22 protein-coding genes and 2 pseudogenes are annotated in these 23,700 nt (G+C 54.8%); 4 read left to right on the top strand and 20 right to left on the bottom strand.

The genetic code is table 11. From position 1 onward, the window contains the following. Position 1: 1 nt before the first annotated feature. The 7 genes from metG to NLX71_RS08105 all read right to left on the bottom strand — a co-directional run bounded on the left by metG (position 2) and on the right by NLX71_RS08105 (position 7,310). Positions 2 to 1,996 (bottom strand): methionine--tRNA ligase, encoded by a 1,995-nt coding sequence (metG, locus tag NLX71_RS08135; RefSeq protein ID WP_254363076.1) that lies wholly within the window; start codon positions 1,994 to 1,996, stop codon positions 2 to 4. 363 nt (positions 1,997 to 2,359) lie between these two features. Further along, on the bottom strand, positions 2,360 to 2,569 hold the full coding sequence (yidD, locus tag NLX71_RS08130) for a membrane protein insertion efficiency factor YidD (RefSeq protein ID WP_025847146.1): 210 nt from the start codon (positions 2,567 to 2,569) through the stop codon (positions 2,360 to 2,362). A gap of 175 nt (positions 2,570 to 2,744) precedes the next feature. Next, the gene (locus NLX71_RS08125; RefSeq protein ID WP_254363075.1) at positions 2,745 to 3,206 is read right to left on the bottom strand and encodes a hypothetical protein; all 462 of its coding nucleotides are present in this window, start codon (positions 3,204 to 3,206) and stop codon (positions 2,745 to 2,747) included. Positions 3,207 to 3,299: 93 nt separating this feature from the next. Continuing rightward, positions 3,300 to 3,977 carry a hypothetical protein gene (locus tag NLX71_RS08120; RefSeq protein WP_254363074.1) on the bottom strand — a complete coding sequence of 226 codons (678 nt, stop codon included), beginning with the start codon at positions 3,975 to 3,977 and terminating at the stop codon, positions 3,300 to 3,302. A 111-nt stretch (positions 3,978 to 4,088) separates the two neighbouring features. Continuing rightward, complete coding sequence (mreB, locus tag NLX71_RS08115) at positions 4,089 to 5,159, bottom strand: rod shape-determining protein (RefSeq protein ID WP_254363073.1); 1,071 nt, start codon at positions 5,157 to 5,159, stop codon at positions 4,089 to 4,091. Then, the gene (locus NLX71_RS08110) at positions 5,143 to 6,612 is read right to left on the bottom strand and encodes a sensor histidine kinase (RefSeq protein ID WP_254363072.1); all 1,470 of its coding nucleotides are present in this window, start codon (positions 6,610 to 6,612) and stop codon (positions 5,143 to 5,145) included. Before NLX71_RS08110 ends, mreB begins: the two co-directional genes overlap by 17 nt. Further along, complete coding sequence (locus tag NLX71_RS08105; RefSeq protein WP_254363071.1) at positions 6,612 to 7,310, bottom strand: response regulator transcription factor; 699 nt, start codon at positions 7,308 to 7,310, stop codon at positions 6,612 to 6,614. The genes NLX71_RS08110 and NLX71_RS08105 overlap by 1 nt, the downstream gene beginning before the upstream one ends. Positions 7,311 to 7,596: 286 nt before the next feature. Here NLX71_RS08105 and NLX71_RS08100 point away from each other — a divergent pair, with 286 nt between their 5' ends. Together NLX71_RS08100 and NLX71_RS08095 are read left to right on the top strand one after the other, a co-directional pair. Continuing rightward, positions 7,597 to 7,938: a hypothetical protein gene (locus NLX71_RS08100; protein WP_254363070.1), complete on the top strand. Its 342-nt coding sequence runs from the start codon at positions 7,597 to 7,599 to the stop codon at positions 7,936 to 7,938. Further along, positions 7,925 to 8,392 (top strand): type II toxin-antitoxin system VapC family toxin, encoded by a 468-nt coding sequence (locus tag NLX71_RS08095; RefSeq protein WP_254363068.1) that lies wholly within the window; start codon positions 7,925 to 7,927, stop codon positions 8,390 to 8,392. The genes NLX71_RS08100 and NLX71_RS08095 overlap by 14 nt, the downstream gene beginning before the upstream one ends. An 81-nt stretch (positions 8,393 to 8,473) precedes the next feature. Here the strand turns inward: NLX71_RS08095 and NLX71_RS08090 are convergent, their stop codons facing one another. The 6 genes from NLX71_RS08090 to NLX71_RS08065 form a co-directional block, all read right to left on the bottom strand. Beyond that, positions 8,474 to 9,274 (bottom strand): inositol monophosphatase family protein, encoded by an 801-nt coding sequence (locus tag NLX71_RS08090; protein WP_254363154.1) that lies wholly within the window; start codon positions 9,272 to 9,274, stop codon positions 8,474 to 8,476. A gap of 39 nt (positions 9,275 to 9,313) precedes the next feature. Continuing rightward, entirely contained in the window at positions 9,314 to 9,841 is a 528-nt protein-coding gene (locus NLX71_RS08085; protein WP_254363066.1) for a hypothetical protein, read from the bottom strand. 11 nt (positions 9,842 to 9,852) lie between these two features. Then, positions 9,853 to 11,139, bottom strand: coding sequence for a transglutaminase-like domain-containing protein (locus NLX71_RS08080; RefSeq protein ID WP_254363065.1), 1,287 nt, complete (start codon positions 11,137 to 11,139; stop codon positions 9,853 to 9,855). A gap of 25 nt (positions 11,140 to 11,164) precedes the next feature. Continuing rightward, complete coding sequence (locus tag NLX71_RS08075; protein WP_254363064.1) at positions 11,165 to 12,322, bottom strand: DCC1-like thiol-disulfide oxidoreductase family protein; 1,158 nt, start codon at positions 12,320 to 12,322, stop codon at positions 11,165 to 11,167. Between the two features lie 273 nt (positions 12,323 to 12,595). Beyond that, positions 12,596 to 13,282 carry a DUF5819 family protein gene (locus tag NLX71_RS08070; RefSeq protein ID WP_254363063.1) on the bottom strand — a complete coding sequence of 229 codons (687 nt, stop codon included), beginning with the start codon at positions 13,280 to 13,282 and terminating at the stop codon, positions 12,596 to 12,598. Positions 13,283 to 13,407: 125 nt separating this feature from the next. Next, positions 13,408 to 13,737, bottom strand: a complete 330-nt coding sequence (locus NLX71_RS08065) for a hypothetical protein (RefSeq protein WP_254363062.1) — start codon at positions 13,735 to 13,737, stop codon at positions 13,408 to 13,410. 336 nt (positions 13,738 to 14,073) lie between these two features. On the opposite strand from NLX71_RS08065, the gene NLX71_RS08060 reads away from it, so the two are divergent. Continuing rightward, entirely contained in the window at positions 14,074 to 14,808 is a 735-nt protein-coding gene (locus NLX71_RS08060) for a WecB/TagA/CpsF family glycosyltransferase (protein WP_254363061.1), read from the top strand. Between the two features lie 118 nt (positions 14,809 to 14,926). On the opposite strand, the gene NLX71_RS08055 is transcribed toward NLX71_RS08060, so the two are convergent. The 3 genes from NLX71_RS08055 to NLX71_RS08045 all read right to left on the bottom strand — a co-directional run bounded on the left by NLX71_RS08055 (position 14,927) and on the right by NLX71_RS08045 (position 17,769). Beyond that, a complete protein-coding gene (locus NLX71_RS08055; protein ID WP_254363060.1) occupies positions 14,927 to 15,721 on the bottom strand; it encodes an ABC transporter ATP-binding protein in 795 nt (264 codons plus the stop codon). Then, positions 15,721 to 16,638, bottom strand: coding sequence for an ABC transporter permease (locus NLX71_RS08050; RefSeq protein ID WP_254363059.1), 918 nt, complete (start codon positions 16,636 to 16,638; stop codon positions 15,721 to 15,723). The genes NLX71_RS08055 and NLX71_RS08050 overlap by 1 nt, the downstream gene beginning before the upstream one ends. A 78-nt stretch (positions 16,639 to 16,716) precedes the next feature. Next, positions 16,717 to 17,769, bottom strand: coding sequence for an ABC transporter substrate-binding protein (locus NLX71_RS08045; RefSeq protein ID WP_254363058.1), 1,053 nt, complete (start codon positions 17,767 to 17,769; stop codon positions 16,717 to 16,719). Positions 17,770 to 18,022: 253 nt separating this feature from the next. Between NLX71_RS08045 and NLX71_RS08040 the strand changes: the two genes are divergently transcribed. Further along, a complete protein-coding gene (locus tag NLX71_RS08040) occupies positions 18,023 to 18,205 on the top strand; it encodes a hypothetical protein (protein ID WP_254363056.1) in 183 nt (60 codons plus the stop codon). Positions 18,206 to 18,455: 250 nt separating this feature from the next. Here the strand turns inward: NLX71_RS08040 and NLX71_RS08035 are convergent. From NLX71_RS08035 to NLX71_RS08025, 4 genes and pseudogenes are all read right to left on the bottom strand, one after another. After that, positions 18,456 to 18,958: pseudogene (locus NLX71_RS08035) on the bottom strand (ABC transporter ATP-binding protein); the annotation flags it as partial. A gap of 132 nt (positions 18,959 to 19,090) precedes the next feature. Further along, a pseudogene (locus NLX71_RS27275) lies at positions 19,091 to 19,183 on the bottom strand (hypothetical protein); the annotation flags it as partial. 949 nt (positions 19,184 to 20,132) lie between these two features. Then, a complete protein-coding gene (pckA, locus tag NLX71_RS08030; RefSeq protein ID WP_254363054.1) occupies positions 20,133 to 21,722 on the bottom strand; it encodes a phosphoenolpyruvate carboxykinase (ATP) in 1,590 nt (529 codons plus the stop codon). A gap of 223 nt (positions 21,723 to 21,945) precedes the next feature. Beyond that, on the bottom strand, positions 21,946 to 23,574 hold the full coding sequence (locus NLX71_RS08025) for a glycosyl hydrolase family 18 protein (protein ID WP_254363052.1): 1,629 nt from the start codon (positions 23,572 to 23,574) through the stop codon (positions 21,946 to 21,948). Positions 23,575 to 23,700: the final 126 nt, after the last annotated feature.

Raw genomic sequence — 23,700 nt, 5'->3', positions numbered from 1 at the left:
CTTATTTTACCACAGATCCGTTCGGAATTGAATCGGAAACTGTCGCGAGAGTCAACCGGTCTCCTTGCGATGCGGCCAAAATCATGCCCTGCGACAATTCCCCACGCAGCTTGACCGGCTTCAGGTTCGTGACGCAGATGACTTTGCGGCCGACCATTTGCTCCGGCGTGTAATATTTGGCGATGCCGGACACAACCTGGCGCTGCTCGTAGCCGAGATCGAGCTGCAGCTTCAGCAGCTTGTCGGCGTTCTTCACCGGTTCCGCAGCGATGACTTCGGCCACCCGCAGGTCGACTTTGAAGAAATCGTCGATCGAGATTTCAGGGGAAGCCTCCGGCGCCGGTACGGCAGCCGTCTCCGCTTTCGCATCCGCAGCCTTCGGCTCTTCGGACTCCGCCGCAGGAGCCGTTCCGCCGCTCATCGATTCCGCGATGAACGCAATCTCCTTGTCCGCCTCCAGGCGCGGGAACATCGCTTCGCCCTTCGCCACGCGCGTGCCGGCAGGCAGCGTCCCGAATGCGTGCACCGTATCCCATGCGGTGAGCGGGCCGGCTTCGATGCCAAGCTGCTGCCACATGCGGCGCGGCGTCTCGGTCATGAACGGCTGAAGCAGCACGGACGAGATGCGCAGCGATTCGGCCAGCACGTACAGTACGGACCCGAGCGTCCCCCGCTTCGTTTCATCTTTGGCGAGATTCCACGGCTGCGTCTCGTCGATGTATTTGTTCGTGCGGCTGACAAGCTGCCAGATCGAGGAGAGCGCTACGGAAAACTCCATTTTTTCCATCGCTTCCTCGACTTTGGCGACCGTCGCTTCGGCCGTCTCCAGCACGGCGGCGTCGAATTCGGTCGCTCCGGCGATATACGGCTGCACCTCGCCGCCGAAATATTTGTCGATCATCGCCACGGTCCGGCTGAGCAGATTGCCGAGATCGTTCGCCAGATCGAAGTTGATCCGCTCCACGAAGCTTTCCGGCGTAAACGTGCCGTCGGAGCCGAACGGCACTTCCCGCATCAAGTAATAACGGAGCGCGTCGAGGCCGTAGCGGTCGATCAAAGTAACCGGGTCCATGACGTTGCCTTTGGATTTGGACATTTTGCCGTCCTTCATCAGCAGCCAGCCGTGGCCGATGACCTTCTTCGGCAGCGGAAGACCAAGCGCCATCAGCATCGCCGGCCAGATGATCGTATGGAAGCGCACGATCTCCTTGCTCATCAAGTGCACGTCCGCAGGCCAGTACGTTTGGTAGCGGCTGTCATCCTCGCTGCCGTAGCCGAGCACGGTAATATAGTTGGAGAGCGCGTCGATCCAGACGTAGATTACGTGCTTCGGATCGCCCGGCACGCGGATGCCCCAGTCGAACGTCGTCCGGGAGACGGCCAAATCTTCCAGACCGGGCTTGATGAAGTTGTTGATCATCTCGTTGCGGCGGGATTCCGGATGAATGAACTCCGGGTGCTTTTCGTAATGCTCAATTAACCGGTCGGCATATTTGCTGAGCCGGAAAAAGTAGCTCTCTTCCTTCACCCATTCTACCGGGCGTCCGCAGTCCGGACATTTGCCGTCAACCAGCTTGTTTTCGAGGAAAAACGACTCGCACGGCGTACAGTACCAGCCTTCGTAATGGCCGAGGTAAATATCGTCCTGCTCCATTAGCTTCGTAAAAATTTTCTCAACGGCCTGCTTGTGTCGCGCGTCGGTCGTACGGATGAAATCGTCGTACGAGATGTCGAGCTTTTTCCACAGGTCCTTAATTCCGGCGACGATGTCGTCGACGAACTGCTGCGGCGTCTTGCCTGCCTCCTGCGCTTTGCGCTCGATCTTCTGCCCGTGCTCGTCGGTGCCCGTCAAGTACATGACGTTGAATCCGCGCAGCCGCTTGTACCGCGCCATGACGTCACCCGCCACCGTCGAATACGCGTGGCCGATGTGCAGCTTGTCGCTCGGGTAATAAATGGGCGTCGTGATGTAAAAGCTTTTCTTGGTTTCAGACATGTTCAAATGACCTCCTAGTGAATTGAAAATGCAAAAAAGCTCTCATCCCTATGGGACGAGAGCTTCGAACTCACGCGGTACCACCCAACTTCCCCCGTTCGAACGCAATGTGGAACAAAGCGCCGTTCGAGGCTTAACGGTCAATCGCTGACCATCCGTTAACGCCGGAGCTACGATGAAAGCTTACCGCCTGCGGCCAGCTTCGACCGCGAGCATGGCTCGCCCTCATATCCTCCCGGACCATCTTCCTTCGCATCGGCCGACCGGTTCGCAGCGTCTCCGGCTCTCTGTGCGGCTTCCGTCAAAGTACTTATCCGTTCATAGGATCATTAAGCCAAATATATCGAAAATGAACCGCCCGTGTCAAGGGACATGATCCACTCCCCCGGGATGGAACGGATGACATTTGCAGATCCGTTTCACCGTAAGCCAAGAACCGCGGGCCGCGCCGTGCTTCTCCAGCGCTTCCAGCGCGTAGGCGGAGCAGGTCGGGTAAAACCGGCAGGTCGGCGGCTTCAGCGGCGAAATCCATTTGCGGTAAAAGCGGACGCCTCCTTGCAGTACCCGTTTCACGTGGACGCGGCTCCTTTCCTTAGCATGTTTCTATCATCATGCCTGAACGGGGGGACCGGTGTCAAACAGGAAACGTAACGAGTCGACCATGCGATAGAAAAAAGATCCGCGCCGCGTCCATCTTGCGATGGTTTACGGGCAGACCTTTGCAGACTTGGATGGGAGTAACTAGCGACTAGCTGCTCTTCTTCGCCTGCTTGCTCGCTTTGTGCTCTTGCTTCTTCGCCTGCTTGCTTGCCTTCTGCTCCTGCTTCTTCGCTTGAATCTCCTTGGCGAGCTCTTGGGCGGTTTTGCCTTGGGTGGAAATGCCCAGCTTCTCCGCCTCGGCTTTCCGCTTGGCCAGCGCATCGGCGCGCTTCTGCTCGGTGAGCGCCTTGCGCTTCTCCTGGATGGCCGCCTTCAGCTCCTTCGCCGTTTTGCCGTCGGTCGCGATCCCGAGACCCGATGCCGTCTTTTGCAGCTGCGCGAGCTGCTCGGCCTGCAGCGACGCCTTGGCTTGCTTATGCTGAGCCTTGGCCTCCTTCACGGCAGTCTGGCTCGGCTTTTGCGTGGCAGCCGGCGCAGCGCTTGCGGATACCGCTCCGCCGAGCAGCATGGCGCAGGCAATGCTGACCGTTACGAGCTTGTTCATCTTCATGTTCATTTCCTCCTAAAAGCTTTGGTCGTATGTAGTGTTGCAAGAAAAATGTACCATGGATTTATTACGTAACTATGACAAGACCGGGCCGCGTTACCGCAGCTCCTCCAGCCTGCTGCGAAGCGCCTGCATCGGCGAAAGCACCCGAGCGCCGGACGCCGCTTCGGCTCGTTCGGCCGCATCCGTCATCGACAATTGAGCCGCTGCGACCGGGGCGGACGAATGATGTATCAAGTCCAGCAGGAACGCTTCAACCTGCTCCGTATACGCCGCTTCCTGTCCTTGCAGCAGCATTTCGAAGCAAGCCGGGTCGGATACCGCTATCTGCCCCTTGAACACCCTGCCCTGCAGCCTGGCATGGGCATGCAGCCGCTCCATCGTTCCTTCTACAGTGGCTAGGTTCGTGAAGGCGACGACCGCCTCGTCCCCGAGCTTCAGCAGCTCGTCAAACCACGGCTCGTCGATCGCGATGACCGGAATACCGCCCGTCGCTTCGAGCGCTTGCTCCAAGGGCGACAGCGCGGCGATGTAATTCGTGCACGTGATGACAATGGCGTCTACCCCGCAGCCAGAGATCCATTCCAGTTGGCCTCGCAGCTTCGTTTGCACCTGCCGCGCCTCCGCTTCCGATGCCGCCGCGCGGGTCAGCCAATGGATCGCGCCGGGATCGACAAAATGCAGGCAGGAAAACGCCTCGCGAGCCAGGCCTTCCTCCAAATACCGGATGTTCGAATGATGCGCATGCAAGCAGCCCAGCCGCTTTACCGCCATGACAACCGCCTCCTATGAGCCCAAGCTTTTTTCATAGCTTAGCGGCAATTCCGTGAACGGTCAACGGCTTATATTTCGCCCGCGCAGCAGCTTCTGAGCCTGAGCCGCCTTCTAAGCGTCCTGCCGCAGAGGCTCCTCTTCCGCCTGCGCGGCGATATTCCGACCGGGGATAGCCGTCCCGCGGCTCCAGCCCTCCCGCTTAAAATCGATCATCATGCCCGCTCCCAGCGCCGTGCAATCCTGCGGCTCCGCCGCCATATGGACGGGGACGCTGGTCTCCGCCTGAATGCGCTCGACCAGCCCGTGAAGCAGCGAGCCGCCTCCGCACAGAAGAATGCCCCGCTCCACCACATCCCCGGCAAGCTCCGGCGGACAGTGCTCCAGCGTCACCCGGATCGCGTCCAAAATAGTCACCAGAAAGTCGTCCATCAGTCCGAAAATTTCGCCGGAGATCAAGCGGAGCGACCGGGGCAAACCGTCGATCAGATCCCGGCCTTTAATATCGATGGCCTTGTCCTTCTGCCGCTCGACGACCGACCCGATCTGCTTCTTGATTTCCTCCGCGGTCCGTTCGCCGATCGCCAAATTGTACGTCTTTTTGACGTATTCGATGATATCCCGATCGAGCGACATCCCTGCGCGCCGTACCGTATGGCTGACGACGATGCCTCCGAGCGACAGCACGGCCACTTGACTCGCTCCCCCGCCGATATCGAGCACCAGACTGCCGATGGGCTGGTCGACCGGAAGCCCGGCCCCAAGCGCCGCGGCCAGCGGCTCTTCCACGGCTATCGCCTTCTTGGCGCCTTTGTGCACCATCGTCTCTTCGACGGCGCGCTTCTGCACGTTCGTAATGCCGCACGGTACGGAGATATACACTTGCGAGCTGCGGAACCAGGGGGCCCGGCCTTGAATTTTTTTAATAAAATGCTGAAGCATCGCGCTCGTAATGTCAAAGTTGGCGATCACCCCGTCCATCAGCGGGTAAATGATGTCGATATTGCCAGGGGTCCTCCCGATCATCGCCTGCGCTTCCGTACCGGCTGCCACCATCTCGCCCGAATCCTGCCGGATCGCCACGACAGATGGCTCCCGCAGGACGATGCCTTTCCTGTGCTGGTAAATCACCGTATTCGAAGTTCCCAAATCAATGCCGTACAGCGTATCAAATCGCTTTAACATGTTGTCTTCCTCCTTCGTGTATTGCGCTCTGAGCCGCCGGCAGCCGGAACTCGAATACGGTTCCTTGGCCGACTTCGCTGCGGACGGTAATCGTCCCGCCATGCAGCTCTACCAGTTCCCGGACAATGGCCAGTCCGAGCCCGGTACCGCTGCTTTTTTTACTCCGGCCGCGGTCCACCTTGAAAAAGCGCTCCCAGATCATCTCCTGATCTTCGGGAGAAATTCCGATGCCGGTATCCGCCACGCGAATCACAAGCAGCTCGCTGTCCGCACGGGCGCTCAGCAAGATTTTGCCGTTTTCCGTGAATTTTACGGCATTCTTCACTAAATTTTTCATAATTTGCTCGAAGCGGTCCCGGTCCGCATATGCGTCCGGCAGTCCCTCTTCCGCCTGCGTTTCGATCGTCGTGCTGCGCTCCGCGGCTTCCGGTCCGAACATGGCGGCGATGTGAGCAAATAACTGCTGCACATCCACCGGGCTGCGGGACAAGGCGATCTCGTCGTTTTCCAGCTTGATCAGATCGGCGATGTCATCCACCAACCGGTTCATATGAAGCGTTTCTTTGTAAATGATGTCGTAATATTTCGGCTTGGCCGCATCGTCGATCAGATCATCCTGCAGCGCCTCCAGAAACCCTTGCATGGCCGTCAGCGGCGTCCGCAGCTCGTGGGATACGTTCGCCAGGAAGTCCTGGCGGATTTGCTCCTGCTTGCGCTTGTCTTCGTCCGTCCGCTGCAGCTTGTCCGCCATCTGATTGATGGTGGCGGCCAGCTCTCCGATCTCGTCGTTCGACGAAATCTCAATCCGCTCGCCGTAATCCCCGTGCCCGATGCGCAGCGCCAGCTTGTCGATCCGCTGCAGCGGCCGGGAGATAGACCACGATAAATACGACGCTGTCGCCGCCGAGAGCAGCACGCCCACGAGCGTGACCCACAGGATCGTTTCGCGCATTAACGTGATCGTTTCGTTCATTCCGGCGACCGAGGCGTGCAGCACGATTCCTCCGTATACCTCATTGTCCTTGCCCCACGGGACGACGACGGACAGCATCGACTCCTTGAGCCCCTCGAACCGCGGCTCGTTCAGCTGCGCCTCTTCGCCGTTCAAGATTTTGCGGACGACGGCAGGGTCGACGGATTTGCCGACGTACACCTCGTCCTTGCTGGAGGTGGCGGCGATTTTGCCATTACGGTCGAACAGCCAGATACGCGCGTCGAACGTCTGGTCGAAGAACAGTAGCAGCTCCTTGACGCGATCGTCCGGGACGACGACGGTTTGCACCGCCAAGTTGACCCGCTTCGCCTTGCGCAGCAGCTCTTCCTTTTGCGAATTCACGATATAGCCCTTGGTCAGCAACGAAAGCAGAAACCCGACGACGCACAGGCCCAGTAGCATGGTGAACATATGGCCGAACAGCAGTCGGCGGAAAATGCTTTTGCCGATGCCAAGCATTATTTCTGGACCTCGAATTTATACCCTACGCCCCATACCGTATGAATACAGTCGCTCCGGTACGGGAGCAGCTTCTCCCTCAATTTTTTCACGTGCACGTCGACCGTCCGGATATCTCCAATAAACTCGTAGCCCCACACCTGCTCCAGCAGCTGCTCCCGCGTATACACCGTCCCCGGCGACCGGGCCAGATGCGTCAGCAGATCGAACTCCTTCGGGCGAAGAACGATCCGCTCCTCCCCGGCCAGTACCTCGCGGCGCTCCGTGTTGATCGAGAATCCCTCGAACGTGATGGCGACCGGTTCATCCGATTCTCCCGGCAATTTGCGGCGCTGCATCCGGCGGAAGATCGCCTTGATCCGCGCCACCAGTTCCCGCGGACTGAATGGCTTCGTGACGTAATCGTCGGCGCCGAGCTCCAGCCCCAGCACCCGGTCGAATTCTTCCCGCTTCGCCGTAAGCATGATGACGGGAATATCGAATCGTTTCAAAATTTGGCGGCAGGCTTCGAAGCCGTCCATCTTGGGCATCATGACGTCGAGAATGACGATGTCCGGCGCTTCCTTCTCGACAAGCTCAAGCGCCTCCACGCCGTCCTGCGCCTCAATCATGCTGATATGCTGTTTTTCAAAATAAAGCCGAATGATCTCCCTGACGTTCGGGTCATCGTCGGCGACCAGTACTTTCCAAGAATTCATGCAGACAATGCTCCTTTTGCCGGTAAAGATACTATAGCATTCTCCCGCCCCCCCTATTTTGCGGGGGGATTAGCCGAAAAAGGGGCCGTACTCGCTAACGTTACACGAAAAATTTGAGCAAATGATGTTCAAAATCGGACCAAACGGTTAAATATCTGTGATTAAAGCATGAGCGCGTTCAAAAACAGCGAAAAGCCCCTAAAAACGGCGGTTTTCACCGAACAGTATAAGAAGTCGGCTTGCGCATTCAAGCCCGTATAAAATTGTGTTGTGGAAGGTGACGCCCGTGAGCAGTTCTAAGGAATTCATGCAAAGCCAGCTGAGGAAATGGAAGTCCGCCGCATCCCAGCTCATTTCGACGGAGAGAGAAGCCGTCGAGACCGCCGCTATCGAGCTGGAGCCTGAGGTTTACGATAAGTGCAGACGAATGGCCGAAGCCGAACAGACGACCGTCAGCGCCGTAGTTCACTATATGATCGACCAATATTTTGCCGTGCGGTCCCATGAAATGACGTTTCAAGCGACGATGGAGCAGAAGGAAAAAAATCCTCTGCTGCAGCTCGACAGCTTGACGAAGCGGAAAGAACGGTATACCGGCGAGGAGGTGCATAGCTTTGATCGCACATGATTCCGCAGCCTTGCAGCAGGCGATCTTTCTGGAGCAGTCCGCTCTGATGGCGTTTATGAATCCGGAGGACCCGTATTATTTGAAGGCCCGGTCGCTATTCTTCGACCTGGACGATATGGATCGGCATTTGGCTACGACGAACTATGTGATCTTCGAAACGCACCAATGGCTGCGCAATCATTTTGACTATTCGGATGCGCAGTTCTTCTTGAATACGATGGAAAAAGCGGTCCAACAGGGCGTGCTGACGATCGTGCCGGGGACGCCGGACCTGGAACGGGAATCGAAGCGGCTCATTATCGATTTTCCGAACTACCGCTTCTCGCTGAGCGAAGCGATGACGGCCGTGGTGATGCTATCCTGCCAGATGAAACGGATTTTCACCTTCAATCCGAATTATTCGTTCCTGCCCAAGCTGGATCGTGAAATCAAGGTGCTGCCAAGTATTTGGTAAGCTAACGAAGCGTGGAAAAAAGAAAACCTGATGGCCAGCCCGCTTGGGGCTGTGCACCGTCAGGTTTTTTCTCCTCCCATTCTACCCGCCAAGTCCCGTCTGCACCATGGAAAGCAGACTCTCCAGACGGTCTGGAGGGCAGGCGACGATATACGGCTCAGGGTTCATGCCTTCAAACGGTCGACCGTTGAAGTCGACGACCGCCGCCCCTGCTTCCTTCGCCAGCAGCAGACCCGAATACAGATCCTCGCCTTCCGAATTGTACAGCACGATGCCGTCCAGATCGCCGCGCGCGAGCATGCTCCATAACAGCGTTGGCGCCCATAGCGACAGAACCCGTTTGCTGTGCGCATCGAGATGGTTTTTCAGCGACGTGGCTTGTCCGCCCTTGCCGACATCATGCCCCTGAATCCAGCCCAAGGTCATTCGTCCGGCGGCTGCGGACGCTGCGACACGAATCGGCAGCCCGTTGCACAAAGCTCCCTTTCCCTGCTCGGCAACGTACAATTTTTCCAGATGCGAATCGTAGATGACCCCCAGCCGTGGCTCTCCCCGGTAAATCAGCGTCAGCGACACGCCGTACGTCGGAAGCCCAATCGCGTAATTGTTCGTTCCATCCAGCGGATCGACCAGCCACAGCCAGTCGCTGTCCGCTCCGGACCAGCCGCTCTCCTCGCTGCGAATCCGATGCTCCGGGAAGCGATCTTGTAGCCGATTCAAAATTTCCTTCTCAGCCAAATGATCAATCGCGGTCACCAAGTCCCCTTGATTTCCTTTGGCCATCACTTCTTTATCCCGGTCAAAATGCTCCTTCGCCAGCCTCCCCGCGGCAGCAGCCGCTTCGCAGGCGACCTCCCGGGCGAACCTCAACGTCTCGTCCATCAACAAGTTGTCTTCCTCCCCTCCGCTCAATAAGGGAAATTATACCTGATCCTCCCGTACAGCCTCAACCGGCGTAAGCTGTTTATATTTATAGGGTACATAAACCGCAAGCACGAAACTTAGCAAATACAACATCAGCTCAAAGATTTGGATGGGACCAAGAGAGGATGGTTGCTTTGCAGAAATTAGACTGGTTGCGATAAAAAACAACCAGGGAATGAGACTAATGAGCATGCATGCGATCAGATTACCCTTAAATTCCACGCGGCCTGCTTTTTTTATGGATCGACGAACGATATAATGAAAAACAATAAAATTGCAAAAAATTTGAAATCCATGCATGATTAATTCGCTTGTTTCCGATACCGGAAGTGATGCAGCTTGCCAAATTTGGTTTAACAACGGGTCAAGTAACGGCTTAAGAAGTTGAAACCCGACGAAGCCAACGATGAATAAAGACCAGCTCAGCACCGATCCGATAAGGGTATGGGCGATTACCCTTCCAATATTCACCCGTTCCCCCGCGTCCCACCATTGCCTCGTTTGTCGACCATAATCGCTCATCATCGAAAAACTCCTTATTTGACAAAAAGACTCAATCCTCGAAGCGCGCTAAGCAGCATGAGCCCAAACAGAATATACATCACATAATAAGCTTCTTTTCTAACAATCGACACAAGCAGAAACAAGCAATAACACAAGGTTGAGAATAAATTAAGCCATTCCAGCTTGGCAAAAGTCCAAGACAAAACGTAGTAGGTGCCCCAACATAGCATAGACGCAATAAAGGCTGCATATTTCAGCTTCAAGGATAAGGCCTGGATCAGACCGGTTTCCTTGACATGCCAAGAGCCTAAATAATCCTCCGTGGTTGGTCCGGGACCAACGGGAGAAGTGAATTGGGTGTACGCAGGCTGCAAATACGGCGCAGTTCCGTGTTGGGCCTGAAACCCCCAGGCAAACATTTCTTCACCTATGTTTAGCAATTGCTCCTGACTCGTTGCCGCAAGCTGAGATCCTTCCGGAAACGGCGGGAACAGCGGCACGTTGGGGTCCAGACTGAAAACAATCCGTTTACCTTCCAAGTTTCCAAAGTAATAGTGCTTGGCATTTCTCGCTCCGTACCCGGTAACGAATGCTAGCTTGTTCCATTGACTTTTCATGCTAACCTGTACACTTGCATCTACAGGTACCCAGCCTACACCCTCTACGAAAAATTCATTCCAAGCGTGCGCCCTAAGCCTGCCTGTCGCCCAAGAACCGAAAACGGTGCGGCAAGGAATATGGAGCGAACGACAGTAAGCGGCAAACAAGAAAGAAAACTCGCCGCAATCTCCCCGTTGATTTCGACGCATAGCAGACGCTCCCCGTTCCTTCGGGGGATAAATATATTTATAGTGTTGAATTAAATGAAAAAATAGCTTTCGCGCCTGTTCAATCGGTTCCTTGCTATCCCCAACAATCCGGACGGCTTCTTGACGAATTTCATCCGTCAAGGGAACAAGTGGAGTTGAACGCAAATAAAACTGGCGTTCGTCCTCCGTTAATTCCGGTACTTCTGCTTTATTATCCTTGTTCTTGTTTGGATCGAATGGAACCAACCGGGTTTCATAACTATCAAATAAGTAGGAGTAAGCAACGTTTTCGCCTGGAAGCAGTTCATAGTAAGCCAGCTGATTGCCTGTTGGCAGCAAATTCAATTCTTTAGGCGTCGTTTGCTGCAATATCCGAATGTTTCGCTGCGTCATACTGTCAGCGGGTAAAGACAGCCATAAAGAAACGGGCGAATCCTGTTTGTTGAAGTACGTATAATCAACCCGGTATGTTTTAATGAAATGATATTCGATCCGATACAATGGTTTCATGATGCTCCTTTTTATCACAGTCATTTTATTGAGATTTAACGGATGTGCGTGCTGTTGGCAAAACGCATGTGTCGTCGCAGCCGCCTGCCGGAATGATCGATCGGCGAGATGCGATAAGATCATACGTTTTTTGTCCGATCCCACAAATCGCAGCCAAATAAAGCAGCGGCACAAGCGGCCAAAGCGGGACAAGCCGCTTGCTGATCTGGATGAACGCATAAATGCCTTCGTGGGATTTAGCTTCCGTCTTCCGCTTGCTGTGCATTCGCTTTTCTAATTTATTCAAATCGAGTTGAAAGGTGTTGCAAACATTCGGCTCGCGGAACGATACGAAATGAAGGAGCCGGAACCAGTCGAGCTTCCTCAGATTGCGAATCGAAGCTTGGCAGAAGGGGCACCACCCGTCATAAAACACGATAACGTGATGTGTTTGCGGGATTGACTTCCTCCCAAAGCTGCGCGTTCGTGTCCGAAACGCATGAAGAAAGAGCCGCCGCAAACGAATCAGCTTGCGGTGTATTTTCTTATATTCTTCATCCGATATGAGCATAAAATCAATAATGCACATGATGAGCGAGAAGGTGATAAGTCCCATGGCGATGCCGATGCCTAAATGAAAAGAAACGACACAAATCACAATGAAGTATTTGGTGTATCGGTTAAACAGCAAGAACGGAAAAGCAAGCTTGATGATCACGGATGAGTAAGTGAAAAGAACGATGAAGAAATCGTTCTGTATAATCAGGTTTCGAAAGAAAGGATGGCTAAATTGATTCACTTGCATAATATAATATACAGCAGTTCCACTATGCCACATTTCACCCATGATTTGATATAGTCCGGAAGTCAGATACATGATGCACAGGTTGATAATGCAGAACAGTACGGCAAAGTTGTGAAAAACAGCTTTGACCTTGTACCATGTCCCCTCTTCCGCTGCCGAACGTTTCTTCCAATACTTTTCGGCATCCACGGAAAAGTAAGCTGTTGTATTGGCAAAGATCATATAGCAAAGAAGGACGCGAAGAATATTGTCGCCGCCATCTCCAATAAGATAATTCCGGTCCAAAAGCGAATACGTAAAAATAAAGAAAAGAATGGACATCAATCGGCCTTTCCAACCGATGACATAGAGGATCGTGACCATGATCCCTATATGATACACGATATCGAAATACAGCATCGAAGGGCTCCATGCGTATAACGATAACGAAAATCCTTTCGTCGTTGTTAAATAAGTAGCGTGATCAATTAAGCCTTGATCGGACCAGAGAAGATAGCGCTGCGCATAATGGATCAAATACATGTAAAGAAGAACGAGACCAAAGCCAATTCTGGCAAGAGACGTTCCTATCAAAAGGTTTTCGCGATAAAACCATCGCAGCCAGATAGAACGGTTTACATTTGCAATAGCTTGCATGCAAAAGCACCTTCTTTTTCAGGTAGTGAGCAGCTTTTAAATGGAGGGAATCACCGGGATATAATCCTTCCAATGGTAGTCCACATATTGGGGAACCGTCTTATAGTCGGGATTGTTGCGTTCCGAAAATGGTTTAACCTTTGCAAAGGTGACGCGCATGCGAATGGAATCCACCTGTTGATTCGGAAAATATTTGGGCACATTAGAGTATCCCATACGGTACATCAGATTAATTCCTTGCGAACGGAAATCTTCCAGTAGCTTTTGGTTTTCCTTAGAAGTCGTTAAATCTTGTTTATTAAATTTTTGTTTTTTCACTTCTAACTTTTCCGCTAGTTCATCTTGATGAATTGTTTGCATAAACGAATCCGTACCAAAACGCATGAGGCGGTTCACAGGAGAAATGTACTGCTCCCAATTGGAAGTAATCATTGGAGTGGTAAGGTCGATCCACTCGCTCTCCACTTGCTCATGATTGGCATTCTGCAGCTTGGCTTGCATATAGATCGTATAGTTCGTACTAATCGGATCAGGTGCGAACAGATGCCAGTTTTGATAAAAAACAGTCGAGGTGTACCATCTAACCAAACCATTGAACTTGGATGTCATCGGATTAAATGGGAGAACATGCATGAAAATGATGCTGAAGTGAAACACCATAAATCCGACTAACAAGAAGGGGAGGAATAAGAGCGCACCCCGCTGAAGCTTTCCGGTTTTCACGAAAGGCACCGCCTTTCCGTTAAAAATATAGTAATGGATGAAGAGGAAGAGAGAATCGTTCTGCAAATGAACGTAATCTCTCTTCCAACTTTAAATAACGATAAACGTTATACTTTTACCTACGACTAGTTGTCGAACAAGATGTCCGATTCCTGGATGTGGGGTGCTGGATTGCTAAAACCAAAAATGCGATCCAGACCCTTCCCGACAGCCCAACCAACCGCAGCGCTGGCCACAGTTGATGCCGCCGCTCTCACTGCAGGTGTAGCGGCAAGACGTGCTGCTGCTGCAGCTACAGCAGGAATTGCTGCAGGCTCTACAAATTCCTCCCTGTCAATAGAAGCAAAGTTCGTTGTTGTTTGCGCGTCCGTAGTGGAAGCGCCGGCAGAAGCAGACAACAGACCTGCCGAAACCAGAGACAAGGACAGAACAATAACAATATATTTCTTTTTCATAAAACGAAATGCCTCCTTTACTCTCACGATTGGGATAATCGAACCATTCCTGTTGTCGATCGGTTTCGCAACCAGGGCGAGCTGGCCAGCTTTTTTTTCACACCCAGATTTATGCGAGAACGAAAGACTTTCAAAAATGGCTTATATCAACTATAAATCAGATAGGTAGAATTGTAAATATTTTCTTTATTAAGTTTATATTAATATATTTTAAATTAACTGGAATTTTACTTTTGATTATCTCATGGTTTGTTTTTTAGTCGCAATTTAGCGAAAGATTCTTCTTCCCGGCGATTCTGTGGTAAGATGGAGGAAATGAACGTAGAGGGGATACTGATGCAAACCGTTTCCATTTTAGGCGTACCATTCTCCAAATTATCTTTAGACGAAACCGTAAGCGAGCTGCACCGCCGGCTGGACCGCAACGATTCGCGGCTGTTTCACTTGATTACGGCCAACCCCGAAATTGTGATGAATGCAAGAAAAGATAGCGAGCTGCGGCAAATTGTCGAACAGGCCGACATGATTACCCCCGACGGCATCGGCATCGTCCTGGCTTCGCGTTACAAGGGCGAGCCGGTGCCCGAGCGCGTGACCGGCTACGAAATGCTTCTCCGGCTTCTGGCGCTCGGCCACGAGAACGGATGGTCGTTCTACTTCTTGGGAGCCGACGAAGAAACAAGCAAGAAAGCCGTCGACCTGATCGCGAATCAATACCCGGGCCTCAAGGTCGCCGGCCGGCGTAACGGCTTCTTCACCGCTGACGACGAACCGCAGCTCGTGGAGCAGATTGCAAGCGTGAAGCCTGACCTGCTCATCGTAGCCATGGGCGCGCCGCTGGCCGAAAAATGGATCTTCAAATACAAAAACCGGTTATCCGCCAAGCTCGCAATGGGCGTCGGCGGCAGTCTGGATGTCATCGCGGGCAAAGTCAAGCGCGCCCCGGTCGTCTGGCAAAAGCTGAATCTGGAATGGCTATATCGCTTGCTGCGGCAGCCTTCCCGCTGGAGACGGCAATTGGTGCTTCCCCGATTCGCCATCCTGTTTCTCTTGAAGGGTCGCAAGAGTTAACATTGCAAAAGGCCACCGAACCTTATCGGTTCGATGGCCTGTCCATCCTATCGGTTATACGGAACGCCTCGCCTGTTGCGCGGGGCGTTTTTTTCTCGCCTGATTGGGCCCGCCTGCCTTAACCGAGCACGACGCGGTCGTCCGCAAGCTTGACGCCGCGAATCCGCTCGAACTGTTGCAACAGCCTTTCGATGGTCAGCCCCCGCTTCTCCTGCTCCGGCACATCCAAAATAATGCGTCCTTTATCCATCATGATCAGCCGGTTGCCGAGCCGGATTGCTTGATCCATATTGTGCGTCACCATGAGCGTCGTCAGCCTCAGCTCGGCGACGATCTGCTCGGTCAGCGATGTAATCAGCTCCGCCCGCGAAGGATCGAGCGCCGCGGTATGCTCGTCGAGCAGCAGAATGCGCGGCTCGGTGAAGGTCGCCATCAGCAGGCTGAGCGCCTGCCGCTCCCCGCCCGAGAGCAGGCCGACCTTGGCGTTCAGCCGGTTCTCCAGCCCGATGCCGAGCCGGCTGAGCTGCTCGCGGAACATCGTCCGCTTGCGCCCCGTAACGCCGATGGCGAGCCCTCTGCGCTCGCTGCGCTTATAGGCCATGGCCAAATTTTCTTCGATGGTCATCGTCGGCGCAGTACCGGCCATCGGATCTTGGAACACCCGGCCGATCCATGCACTGCGGCGATACTCGGGCATCGATCCGACCTCGTTTCCGCCAATGACGACCTTCCCGAGATCCGGCGTCATCACGCCCGAGATGATATTCATGAGCGTGGACTTGCCGGCGCCGTTGCTGCCGATCACCGTGACAAAATCGCCCTCCTTCAATTGGAGGTTAATATGCGATAAGGCGAGCTTTTCGTCCGGCGTCCCCGGGTTAAACAGCTTGGAAACATGTTCGACGCGTAACATTATCGGCCACCTCCTGCCGAAACGTTCCGTGCGCGGGAATGTTCGAGATCGGCCGCCCGTTGGCGGATGACCGACTTTTGGCGCAGCTTGCTCCGCACCATCGGGAGCGTCAAGGCGATAATAACGATGAGCGCGGTCATCAGCTTCATGTCCGTCGATTCCAGTCCGACGCGAAGCGCCAGCGCCACGATCAGCCGGTAGATGATCGCGCCCAGCAAGACGGCCAGCGTCGCGCGGATGACCGTCTTCGCGCCGAACAGCGCTTCCCCGATAATGACCGAGGCAAGCCCGATCACGATCATGCCGATCCCCATGGAAACATCCGCGAAGGCCGAATGCTGCGCGATCAAAGCGCCGGAGAGCGCCACGAGCCCGTTCGACAAGCTGACGCCGACGATGACCGTATTGTCGGTGTTCACGCCGAAGCTGCGGATCATCCGGGGGTTATCTCCGGTTGCTCTGAGCGCAAGGCCCAGGTCCGTGTGCAGGAACCAGTCCAACGCGAATTTAATTGCCAGCACGACAACCGGCATCACCCAAAGCAGCGGCAAGCCAGTAAGCAGCGTATCTTCTCCGAGCAGCGAAACGTTTGCTTTCTTGTCCATAATTCGAAGATTGATCGAATACAGCGCAATCATCATCAAAATCCCGGACAGCAGCGCATTCACTTTGCCTTTGGTGTGCAGCAGTCCGGTGCACGCTCCGGCTACGAGGCCGCCTCCGAAGGCCGCCAGCGTGGCAAGTAACGGGGATACGCCGGAAGAGATCATGACCGCGGCAATCGCGCCGCCGGTCGTAAAGCTGCCGTCCACCGTCAAATCGGGAAAATCCAAAATGCGAAACGTCAAATAAACGCCGAGCGCCATAACGGCATACAGCATGCCGAGTTCCAGAGAACCTGTAAATGCATCATACATATGTCCATCCTCCTGCGAAGAAATGCAAAAGTGACCTTTGATCCGTTCGGAAGGTCACTCTGCCTGGGTCTTACGAAATTATTTTGCCGAACCGCTGAGCAGGTTTTTCTTATCCTGTACTTTATTTTTCATAGAATCGGTTACTTCTACGCCCTGCTTTTTGGCGGCATCGAGGTTGATGATCAGGTCAAGCTTGTCCGGATAGCTGACTTTCATGTCGCCCGGCTTGGACCCGTTCTTGAGAATCTCGACGGCCATTTTGCCCGCTTGGTAGCCGTGATCGTAATATTTGAAGCCGTAGGTGGCGAGAGCTCCTTTTTCAACCGAATCGCGGTCGCTGGAGAAGAACGGAATTTTCTTGTCGTTCGCCAGCTTGATAATCGAATCGACGGCGCTGACGACCGTGTTATCCAGCGTGGTGTAGATCGCGTCGACGCGTCCCACGAGCGATTCGGCGGCCTGCTTCACTTCGGAGCTGTTCGCAACCGACGCTTTGACGACCTGAATGTTATGCTTCGCAAACGCCGCTTCCGCCGTCTTCACCATGAACGCGACATTCGCTTCGCCTTCGTTCGCCACGATTCCGATCTTCTTGACCTTCGGGAAATCGGAAGCGATGAAGTCGATCAGCTTCGGAATAGCGTCCGGATGCGTATCGGCGGCGCCGGTCACGTTGCCGCCCGGCTTGTCCAGACTTTTAACGAGCTTCGCGGATACCGGATCGGAAACAGCCCCGAACAGTATCGGCGCGTCTTTTACGTTCTGCACGACGGCTTGGGCCGACGGTGTGGCGATAGCGAATACCAGATCTTTTTTGTCGGCGGCGAACTTTTGCCCGATGGTCAGGTTGGCCGTGGAGTCGCCTTGCGCGTTCTGGTAGTCGACCTGCATCGTTTCTTTGTCGACGAAGCCGCCGTCCTTGAGCGCGGCCAGGAAGCCTTCGCGCGTCGCGTTGAGCGACGGATGTTCGACAATTTGGGAAATGCCGATTTTGACAACTTTCTTGTCCTGAGGCTTGGAAGCGTCTCCACCTCCGGACGGATTGGCGGGCGCCGGTGCTTTGGTCCCGCAGCCTGCGATCAAAAGCGGTACGGCGATCAGCAGGGATAACAGTTTAGCGGATGTTTTCAATGATTTCGGACCTCCTAGTTTAACGTGTATATGCTTTAAAGCGATAATGTTATCATAGTATGGGGGTAGTCATCCGTCAATCCATAATTGAACGTCTGCTGAATTTAACAAATTCTGAAATAGAGCGGCTGTACCCGGATTGAAACGCCCATTGGGATCATTTACCACTCGCTCCGTACGGCAGGTCTTGATACTTGAACAGCGAAGTTTATGTCATTGTCGAAAATGATGTCAGCCCCGGAGGCGAATACCCGTGAAAATTGCAATCATGGTTGCGCTGCTGCTGTTATACCCCCTTTTTTTGCGTTGGGTGCATATTACCGATCTGCGCGCCATTCCGCTTGTCGTCCCGTATCTGCTCGGCGCGATGTCGGTCATGATCCTGCTTACGGAGCTTGGCAAAGGAGCCGCCCGCCTGTTCCGCAGAAAAAAATAGCTTGGACATACTCGTACTTGCAGGCACGAGTCGAAATAAGTCCTTTTTTGTAATCAAAGGGTATATTTGGTAGTCACTTCTCCATCAAAACAGATTTTCCGTTCTGATTCAAGTTTTTTTTGTGATTTTTATAAACGCGGTCGAGTACCCGACCGGTCGCTGAAAAAAAGGCATCCCTCCAGCTGTGGCAGGCACGGCATCGGATTGGAAATCACGGTTCGCAGCGCCATGGTGATCAGTTCCGTCGTTCTCATGCCGTTACACCCGCCGCTCCGGCCGGAATCTGCGCCAGTCGCTCGTCACGGACGATCAGACCGTCCCGGATCGACACCACGCGTTTGGCGTTCTCGGCGATATGCAAATCGTGCGTGATCAGCACGATGGTATTGCCCTGCTCGTTGAGCCGGATAATCAGCTCCAGCACTTCCTTGCCGGTCTTGGAATCCAGCGCTCCCGTCGGCTCGTCGGCCAGCATCAGCGACGGCGACACCGCCAACGCTCGCGCAATCGCTACCCGCTGCTGCTGTCCCCCGGACAGCTCGCTCGGTTTATGGTGGCCGCGTTGGCCCATCCCCAGCAGCTCCAGCATCCTGAGCGCCGTCTCGCGGCGCTTCTTGGCCTGCACGCCCGAAGCAAGGGCAGTTCCACATTTTCCAGCGCGGTCAGTTTCGGAAGCAGATTGAACTGTTGAAAAATAAAGCCGATTTTTTTATTCCGCAGCTCTGCGAGCTGGTTGTCCGTCATCTTCTCGGTAGCGCCTTGGAACTGCTGGCGCAGCCTGTCGATCTCGGTCTGGCTTAAATTATGCCGCTGCTGCCGCACGGGCACGACGACTTTGTCGCCTTCCTTGAGCCCTTCGGTAATCTCCACATCGGTTTTGCTGCGGATGCCGATCTTGATCTCCTTCTCCTCCCGCGTGCCGTCCGCCCGTTCCACGGTAACGAGCCGTTTGCCTTTTTGCTGCTGGAGCGCCTCCATCGGCAGGACGAGAATGTTCTTTTTGTCCTGGATCAAAATGTTCGCCGTTCCCGTCATGCCATAGCGCAGGTCGCCCGTATTTTTGACCGCCACGACGGCGTCGTAGAACGTCACTCCGTTGGTCGTCGTTCCGACCGTGGACACCTGGGTCACTTCTCCTTCGAATTTGCGCCCCGGCAGCGAATCGACGCTGCGTCCGCCGATCGCCGCCGTCCCTTTCACTTTCATCCCGGCATCCAGCGTCCCGTCGTTCGCTGCGGTCACTTCGACATCGACCAGCTTGCCGCCGGAGCTGTCCGCTCTTGTTAATGTCCCTACCGACGCGATCGTTCCCGTCTTCGTCAACAGGAAGCCATCGGGAGCCAGATCGAGCGTGTCGCCCTTCTTCAGCTGCGCCGCATCCTCCAGCAAAAACGGCAGCTTCACCGTGAGCGAAGACAAGTCCGCAATCGTGCACACGCGGCTCGATTTGGTCGTGTTCGAGCCTGTGTCCAGATTGCCGGGCAACGTCAGCTTGCCGCTGATCGGGGCGGCAATCCGCATATTCCCTTGCTGGGTCCGCAGATCGTTCAAATCATTTTCCATCTGCCGAAGGCTCGTTTGCGCCTCCTGCAAGTTCGTTTCGAGCGTCGGATCGGCGATGCCGACTTTTTCGGTTTTTGTTGCAAATATACATACGTTCCGGCTCCGACCACCAAAAGGCCAAGGATGCCGATGATCCATTTTTTGTAGCGCAGCCACGCCATCCGCGTATCTCCTTTCTAAATCGATGTAGCGTTGATCACCTCTTTCAATGTAGCACCCGTTTGTAAAAAAAAGTGAAATGTCGCTTAATCCCAACTTAAAGTAAGAGCGGCGGCCCGATGCTGCTAAGAAGGAACGCCAAAAAGCCCGCAGCAACGACAAAATCGTTGATGCAGGCTAATGCTGGTGTATTCAAAATTCAGCTTTAGCTCAAACGAGGACCGGCGGCGCGAACCGCCTCAGGCGCATCCGCAAACTTCCCGAAGTTGCTGACGAACCGTTCGGCAAGCTCCCGGGCTTTGGCGTCGTAAGCTTGTTTGTCTTCCCACGTGCTGCGCGGCTGCAGCACTTCGTCCGGCACGCCGGGAACGCGGCTTGGCACCAGCACGCCGAATACCGGGTCCGGGGCAAATTCCGCTTGCTCCAGCGTGCCTTCCAAGGCCGCCGTGACCATTGCGCGGGTGTACGCCAAATTCATCCGCTTGCCCACACCGTAAGGTCCTCCGGACCAGCCGGTGTTCACCAGGTAGACGCGGGCTTCGTGCCGGTCGATCTTGCGTCCCAACATCTCGGCGTAGACGCTCGGACTGAGCGGCAGGAACGGCGACCCGAAGCAAGCGGAGAACGTCGCTTCCGGCTCCGTCACGCCACGCTCCGTCCCGGCCAGCTTCGACGTATAGCCGGACAGAAAATGATACATCGCCTGCTCCTTCGTCAGCTTCGCGATCGGTGGCAGCACCCCAAACGCGTCGGCCGTCAGGAAGACGATCGTCTCCGGATGCCCCGCCGTACCGGGGATCACCGCATTCGCAATCGATTCAAGCGGGTAAGCGGCCCGCGTATTTTCCGTACAGGAACCGTCATGGTAATCCGCTTCCTGTGTGCCCGGCCGCAGCACCACATTTTCCAGCACGGCTCCGAACCGGATCGCATGCCAAATTTGCGGCTCCTTCTCTTCGGTAAGCCCAATGCATTTGGCGTAGCAGCCGCCCTCGAAGTTGAACACGCCGCGGTCCGACCAGCCATGCTCGTCGTCGCCGATCAAGCGTCGGTTCGGATCGGCGGACAGCGTTGTTTTGCCCGTGCCGGACAGTCCGAAGAACAGCGCCACATCGCCCTTTTCTCCGACGTTGGCCGAGCAGTGCATCGGAAACACGCCGCGGAATGGCAGCAAATAGTTCAACACGCTGAAGATCGACTTCTTCATCTCGCCCGCATATTCCGTGCCGCCGATCAGTACGATGCGCTTCTCCATCGAAACGGCGATGAACGTGCCGGAGTTCGTCCCGTCTGTGGCAGGATCGGCCTGCAAGCCGGGCAGCGTAATAACCGTAAATTCCGCTCGGTGCTCCTTCAATTCCTCCGCCGTCGGACGAATAAACAGCTGGCGCACGAACAGATTGTGCCACGCATATTCGTTCACGACGCGAATCGGCAGCCGGTATTCTTCATCCGCACCGGCGTAGCCGTCAAACACGTACAGTTCGCGTTCCTTCATATATTGTGCGGCTTTGGCTAATAAACGATCGAAGTGCTGCTCCGCCATCGGCTGGTTGACGGCTCCCCAAGCGATGTGCCCGTCGACGGAAGTCTCCTGTACGATATATTTGTCCTTGGGCGAACGGCCCGTAAATTTTCCGGTGAAGGCCCGCAGCGCCCCGCTGGATGCCAGCTCCCCCTCCTGCCGCTTCAACGCGGCTTGAACCAAAACCGGCACCGGCAAATGATATTGAACGTTCCCCCCGGCCAGAAGCGCCGCAGCCGCAGTATCGAAGCTGTACTCCGACGTTTTCATGAAATGCCCCAACCCTTTCTATCTTCAAGTCATTCTCCATTTATTGTACACTATTCTTTTGTATATTGTATACTAATTGATCAAAAAGTTCGCGGTTTTTACTAATAATTCCGCAACATAACTAAACTTATAGGCATTATTAAAAAAAGAGGGGCTCTAGCCCCGCGCAAGCCAAAAAGGCTGCCGCCCGACGATCTGTCCGTCAGGCGTGCAGCCTTTTGCCTTATTGCGTCTTAGCGCGCTTCGCTATCGTATCCCAATCGGCTGCGGTCACATTCCCCATATGCCACAGCGAGACGCCTTTTAGTCCGTAATACTTGGCCAGCCACAGCTTTTTGGCGATGCTGTCCGCATCCTCGTAGTAGATCGTATGGCTGCCGCGCTCATCTTGAAAAGCGATTTGCTTCAGAAAATAAGGATAAGTGCGGTTCAATGCGATGCCCGGGGAAGCCATCCGCTTCTCCACCTCTGCAATATCCGGCTGCGCCAGCGCAACCTTCCCTCCCGTCGTAACCCACTGATTCGCCTGCTTCGAGATGCCCAGCACCAGCTTCTCTTTAGGAACGGAGAGGAGCGCTTGCTTCACCGTATCGCTGACCAGCGGCAGCGGAGCCGAAGGCAGCCCGGAATCTTGATGGGTGAAATCGTAAGCCATCAAAATGATACTGTCCGCGACCTCGCCGATTCCGCGCAGATCGTACCCTTTATAGTAGTACGTCGGCGGTACGGCTACCGTTAGCGTTTTGCTCCCGAGGCCCGCCTTCACTTCACGCAAAAACGCCACATAGTCCGCAGCAGCGTCCGCTTCCTTCAGCCCCTCCAAGTCGAGACAAACTCCCGTGAACGCCTCTCCCGATTCGGACAGCACGGATTTCAGCGATTCGACGAAGCTTTTCCTCGCCGCGGCATCCCGGAGAAACTCCTTTACGCGGTCGCGCGGCTCGGTCGCGAAGATCATCAGCTCCTTGCCGAGCTTCGCCCGAGCAGCTGCATTGATCGGCTCCTGCCAGCTGTCCGGAAACCGGTACTCCGTCGACTTCGTATCCAGCTTCGCGCTTCCGCCGCCCTCGTAGTATAAACGGGACCAGCCGAACGCGACGCGATCGAGCAGCGGCATCCGCTGGATGGCGGGGTACGAACGGATCGCATAGAATCCGGTCACTTCAAGCTTTCGCTGCGCGATTCCGGCATTCAGCAGCCGGTAAATCGTCGCGGCAGCTTCCTTGCGAGTCAAAGAGCTTGCAGGACGAAACCCGCTCGCGTCCCCTTCCATGATCCCTTGGTGGACGGCAAAATAAACGTAGGGCGCAAGGCTCTCACCAATCGCCCCATGATCGGAAAAGCGCCGCAGCTCCCGCTCCTTCGTCCATTCGCCTTCCGTCCAGCGCTTCGCGACATCAGACGTTTCCAGGCTCAGCAAATATTTTCCGATAGCGGCGGCCACTTCCTCCCGCTTCACCGCAAGTTCCGGACGGAGCGCACCCGATGCATCCGGCATAAAATCGATCCACTGCTTATTCAGCGCCGCGTTAATGTAAGGATAAGACCATCGCTCCGCCGGCACATCCGTCAGCTTCGCGCCCGCTTCGCTCGGAACGTTCCCGGCATCCGGACGCGCCGCGTTCACGAGCAGCTTGATGAACGCTTCGCGTGACAACGAATCGTTCGGGCGGTACGTCAGGTCTTCGTAGCCCTCGATCACCCCGAGCGCCGACAAGGAGTATACGGCGTCCTCGGACCAGTCCTTGAGCGCCAGATCCGCGAACGGCTTCAACTGCGCCTCGTAAGCGGAGGCCGTTCCCGCAGCCGCGAGCAGCAGGCCTGCCGCAAGCAGCGCCATTTTCTTCATCATTCCGTTTTCCCCTCTCCCAAAGTAGCGTAAAGTTATACGCCACGAAGAGAGCGGAGGTTGCGCTCGTACCGGCTGACAAGCATCTGACAACTGACTGACACCAAGCTGACGTTCCTATCATACGCC

Source organism: Paenibacillus sp. MZ04-78.2, assembly GCF_024213375.1.
Taxonomy (GTDB): domain Bacteria; phylum Bacillota; class Bacilli; order Paenibacillales; family NBRC-103111; genus Paenibacillus_G.
The sequence above is the reverse complement of the archived record's forward strand: the minus strand, read 5'-3'. Positions and strand labels throughout refer to the sequence as shown.

What these genes read in the sequence shown, in the direction of transcription:
- NLX71_RS08065 (WP_254363062.1), bottom strand. Translation starts at nt 13,737, where the DNA reads ATGAAAAAGAAATATATTGTTATTGTTCTGTCCTTGTCTCTGGTTTCG.
- NLX71_RS08120 (WP_254363074.1), bottom strand. Translation starts at nt 3,977, where the DNA reads ATGGCGGTAAAGCGGCTGGGCTGCTTGCATGCGCATCATTCGAACATC.
- mreB (WP_254363073.1), bottom strand. Translation starts at nt 5,159, where the DNA reads ATGTTAAAGCGATTTGATACGCTGTACGGCATTGATTTGGGAACTTCG.
- NLX71_RS08110 (WP_254363072.1), bottom strand. Translation starts at nt 6,612, where the DNA reads ATGCTTGGCATCGGCAAAAGCATTTTCCGCCGACTGCTGTTCGGCCAT.
- NLX71_RS08025 (WP_254363052.1), bottom strand. Translation starts at nt 23,574, where the DNA reads ATGATGAAGAAAATGGCGCTGCTTGCGGCAGGCCTGCTGCTCGCGGCT.
- NLX71_RS08060 (WP_254363061.1), top strand. Translation starts at nt 14,074, where the DNA reads ATGCAAACCGTTTCCATTTTAGGCGTACCATTCTCCAAATTATCTTTA.
- NLX71_RS08085 (WP_254363066.1), bottom strand. Translation starts at nt 9,841, where the DNA reads ATGATGAGCGATTATGGTCGACAAACGAGGCAATGGTGGGACGCGGGG.
- NLX71_RS08105 (WP_254363071.1), bottom strand. Translation starts at nt 7,310, where the DNA reads ATGAATTCTTGGAAAGTACTGGTCGCCGACGATGACCCGAACGTCAGG.
- NLX71_RS08080 (WP_254363065.1), bottom strand. Translation starts at nt 11,139, where the DNA reads ATGAAACCATTGTATCGGATCGAATATCATTTCATTAAAACATACCGG.
- NLX71_RS08125 (WP_254363075.1), bottom strand. Translation starts at nt 3,206, where the DNA reads ATGAAGATGAACAAGCTCGTAACGGTCAGCATTGCCTGCGCCATGCTG.
- metG (WP_254363076.1), bottom strand. Translation starts at nt 1,996, where the DNA reads ATGTCTGAAACCAAGAAAAGCTTTTACATCACGACGCCCATTTATTAC.
- pckA (WP_254363054.1), bottom strand. Translation starts at nt 21,722, where the DNA reads ATGAAAACGTCGGAGTACAGCTTCGATACTGCGGCTGCGGCGCTTCTG.
- NLX71_RS08090 (WP_254363154.1), bottom strand. Translation starts at nt 9,274, where the DNA reads ATGGACGAGACGTTGAGGTTCGCCCGGGAGGTCGCCTGCGAAGCGGCT.
- NLX71_RS08050 (WP_254363059.1), bottom strand. Translation starts at nt 16,638, where the DNA reads ATGTATGATGCATTTACAGGTTCTCTGGAACTCGGCATGCTGTATGCC.
- NLX71_RS08055 (WP_254363060.1), bottom strand. Translation starts at nt 15,721, where the DNA reads ATGTTACGCGTCGAACATGTTTCCAAGCTGTTTAACCCGGGGACGCCG.
- NLX71_RS08075 (WP_254363064.1), bottom strand. Translation starts at nt 12,322, where the DNA reads ATGCTGTATTTCGATATCGTGTATCATATAGGGATCATGGTCACGATC.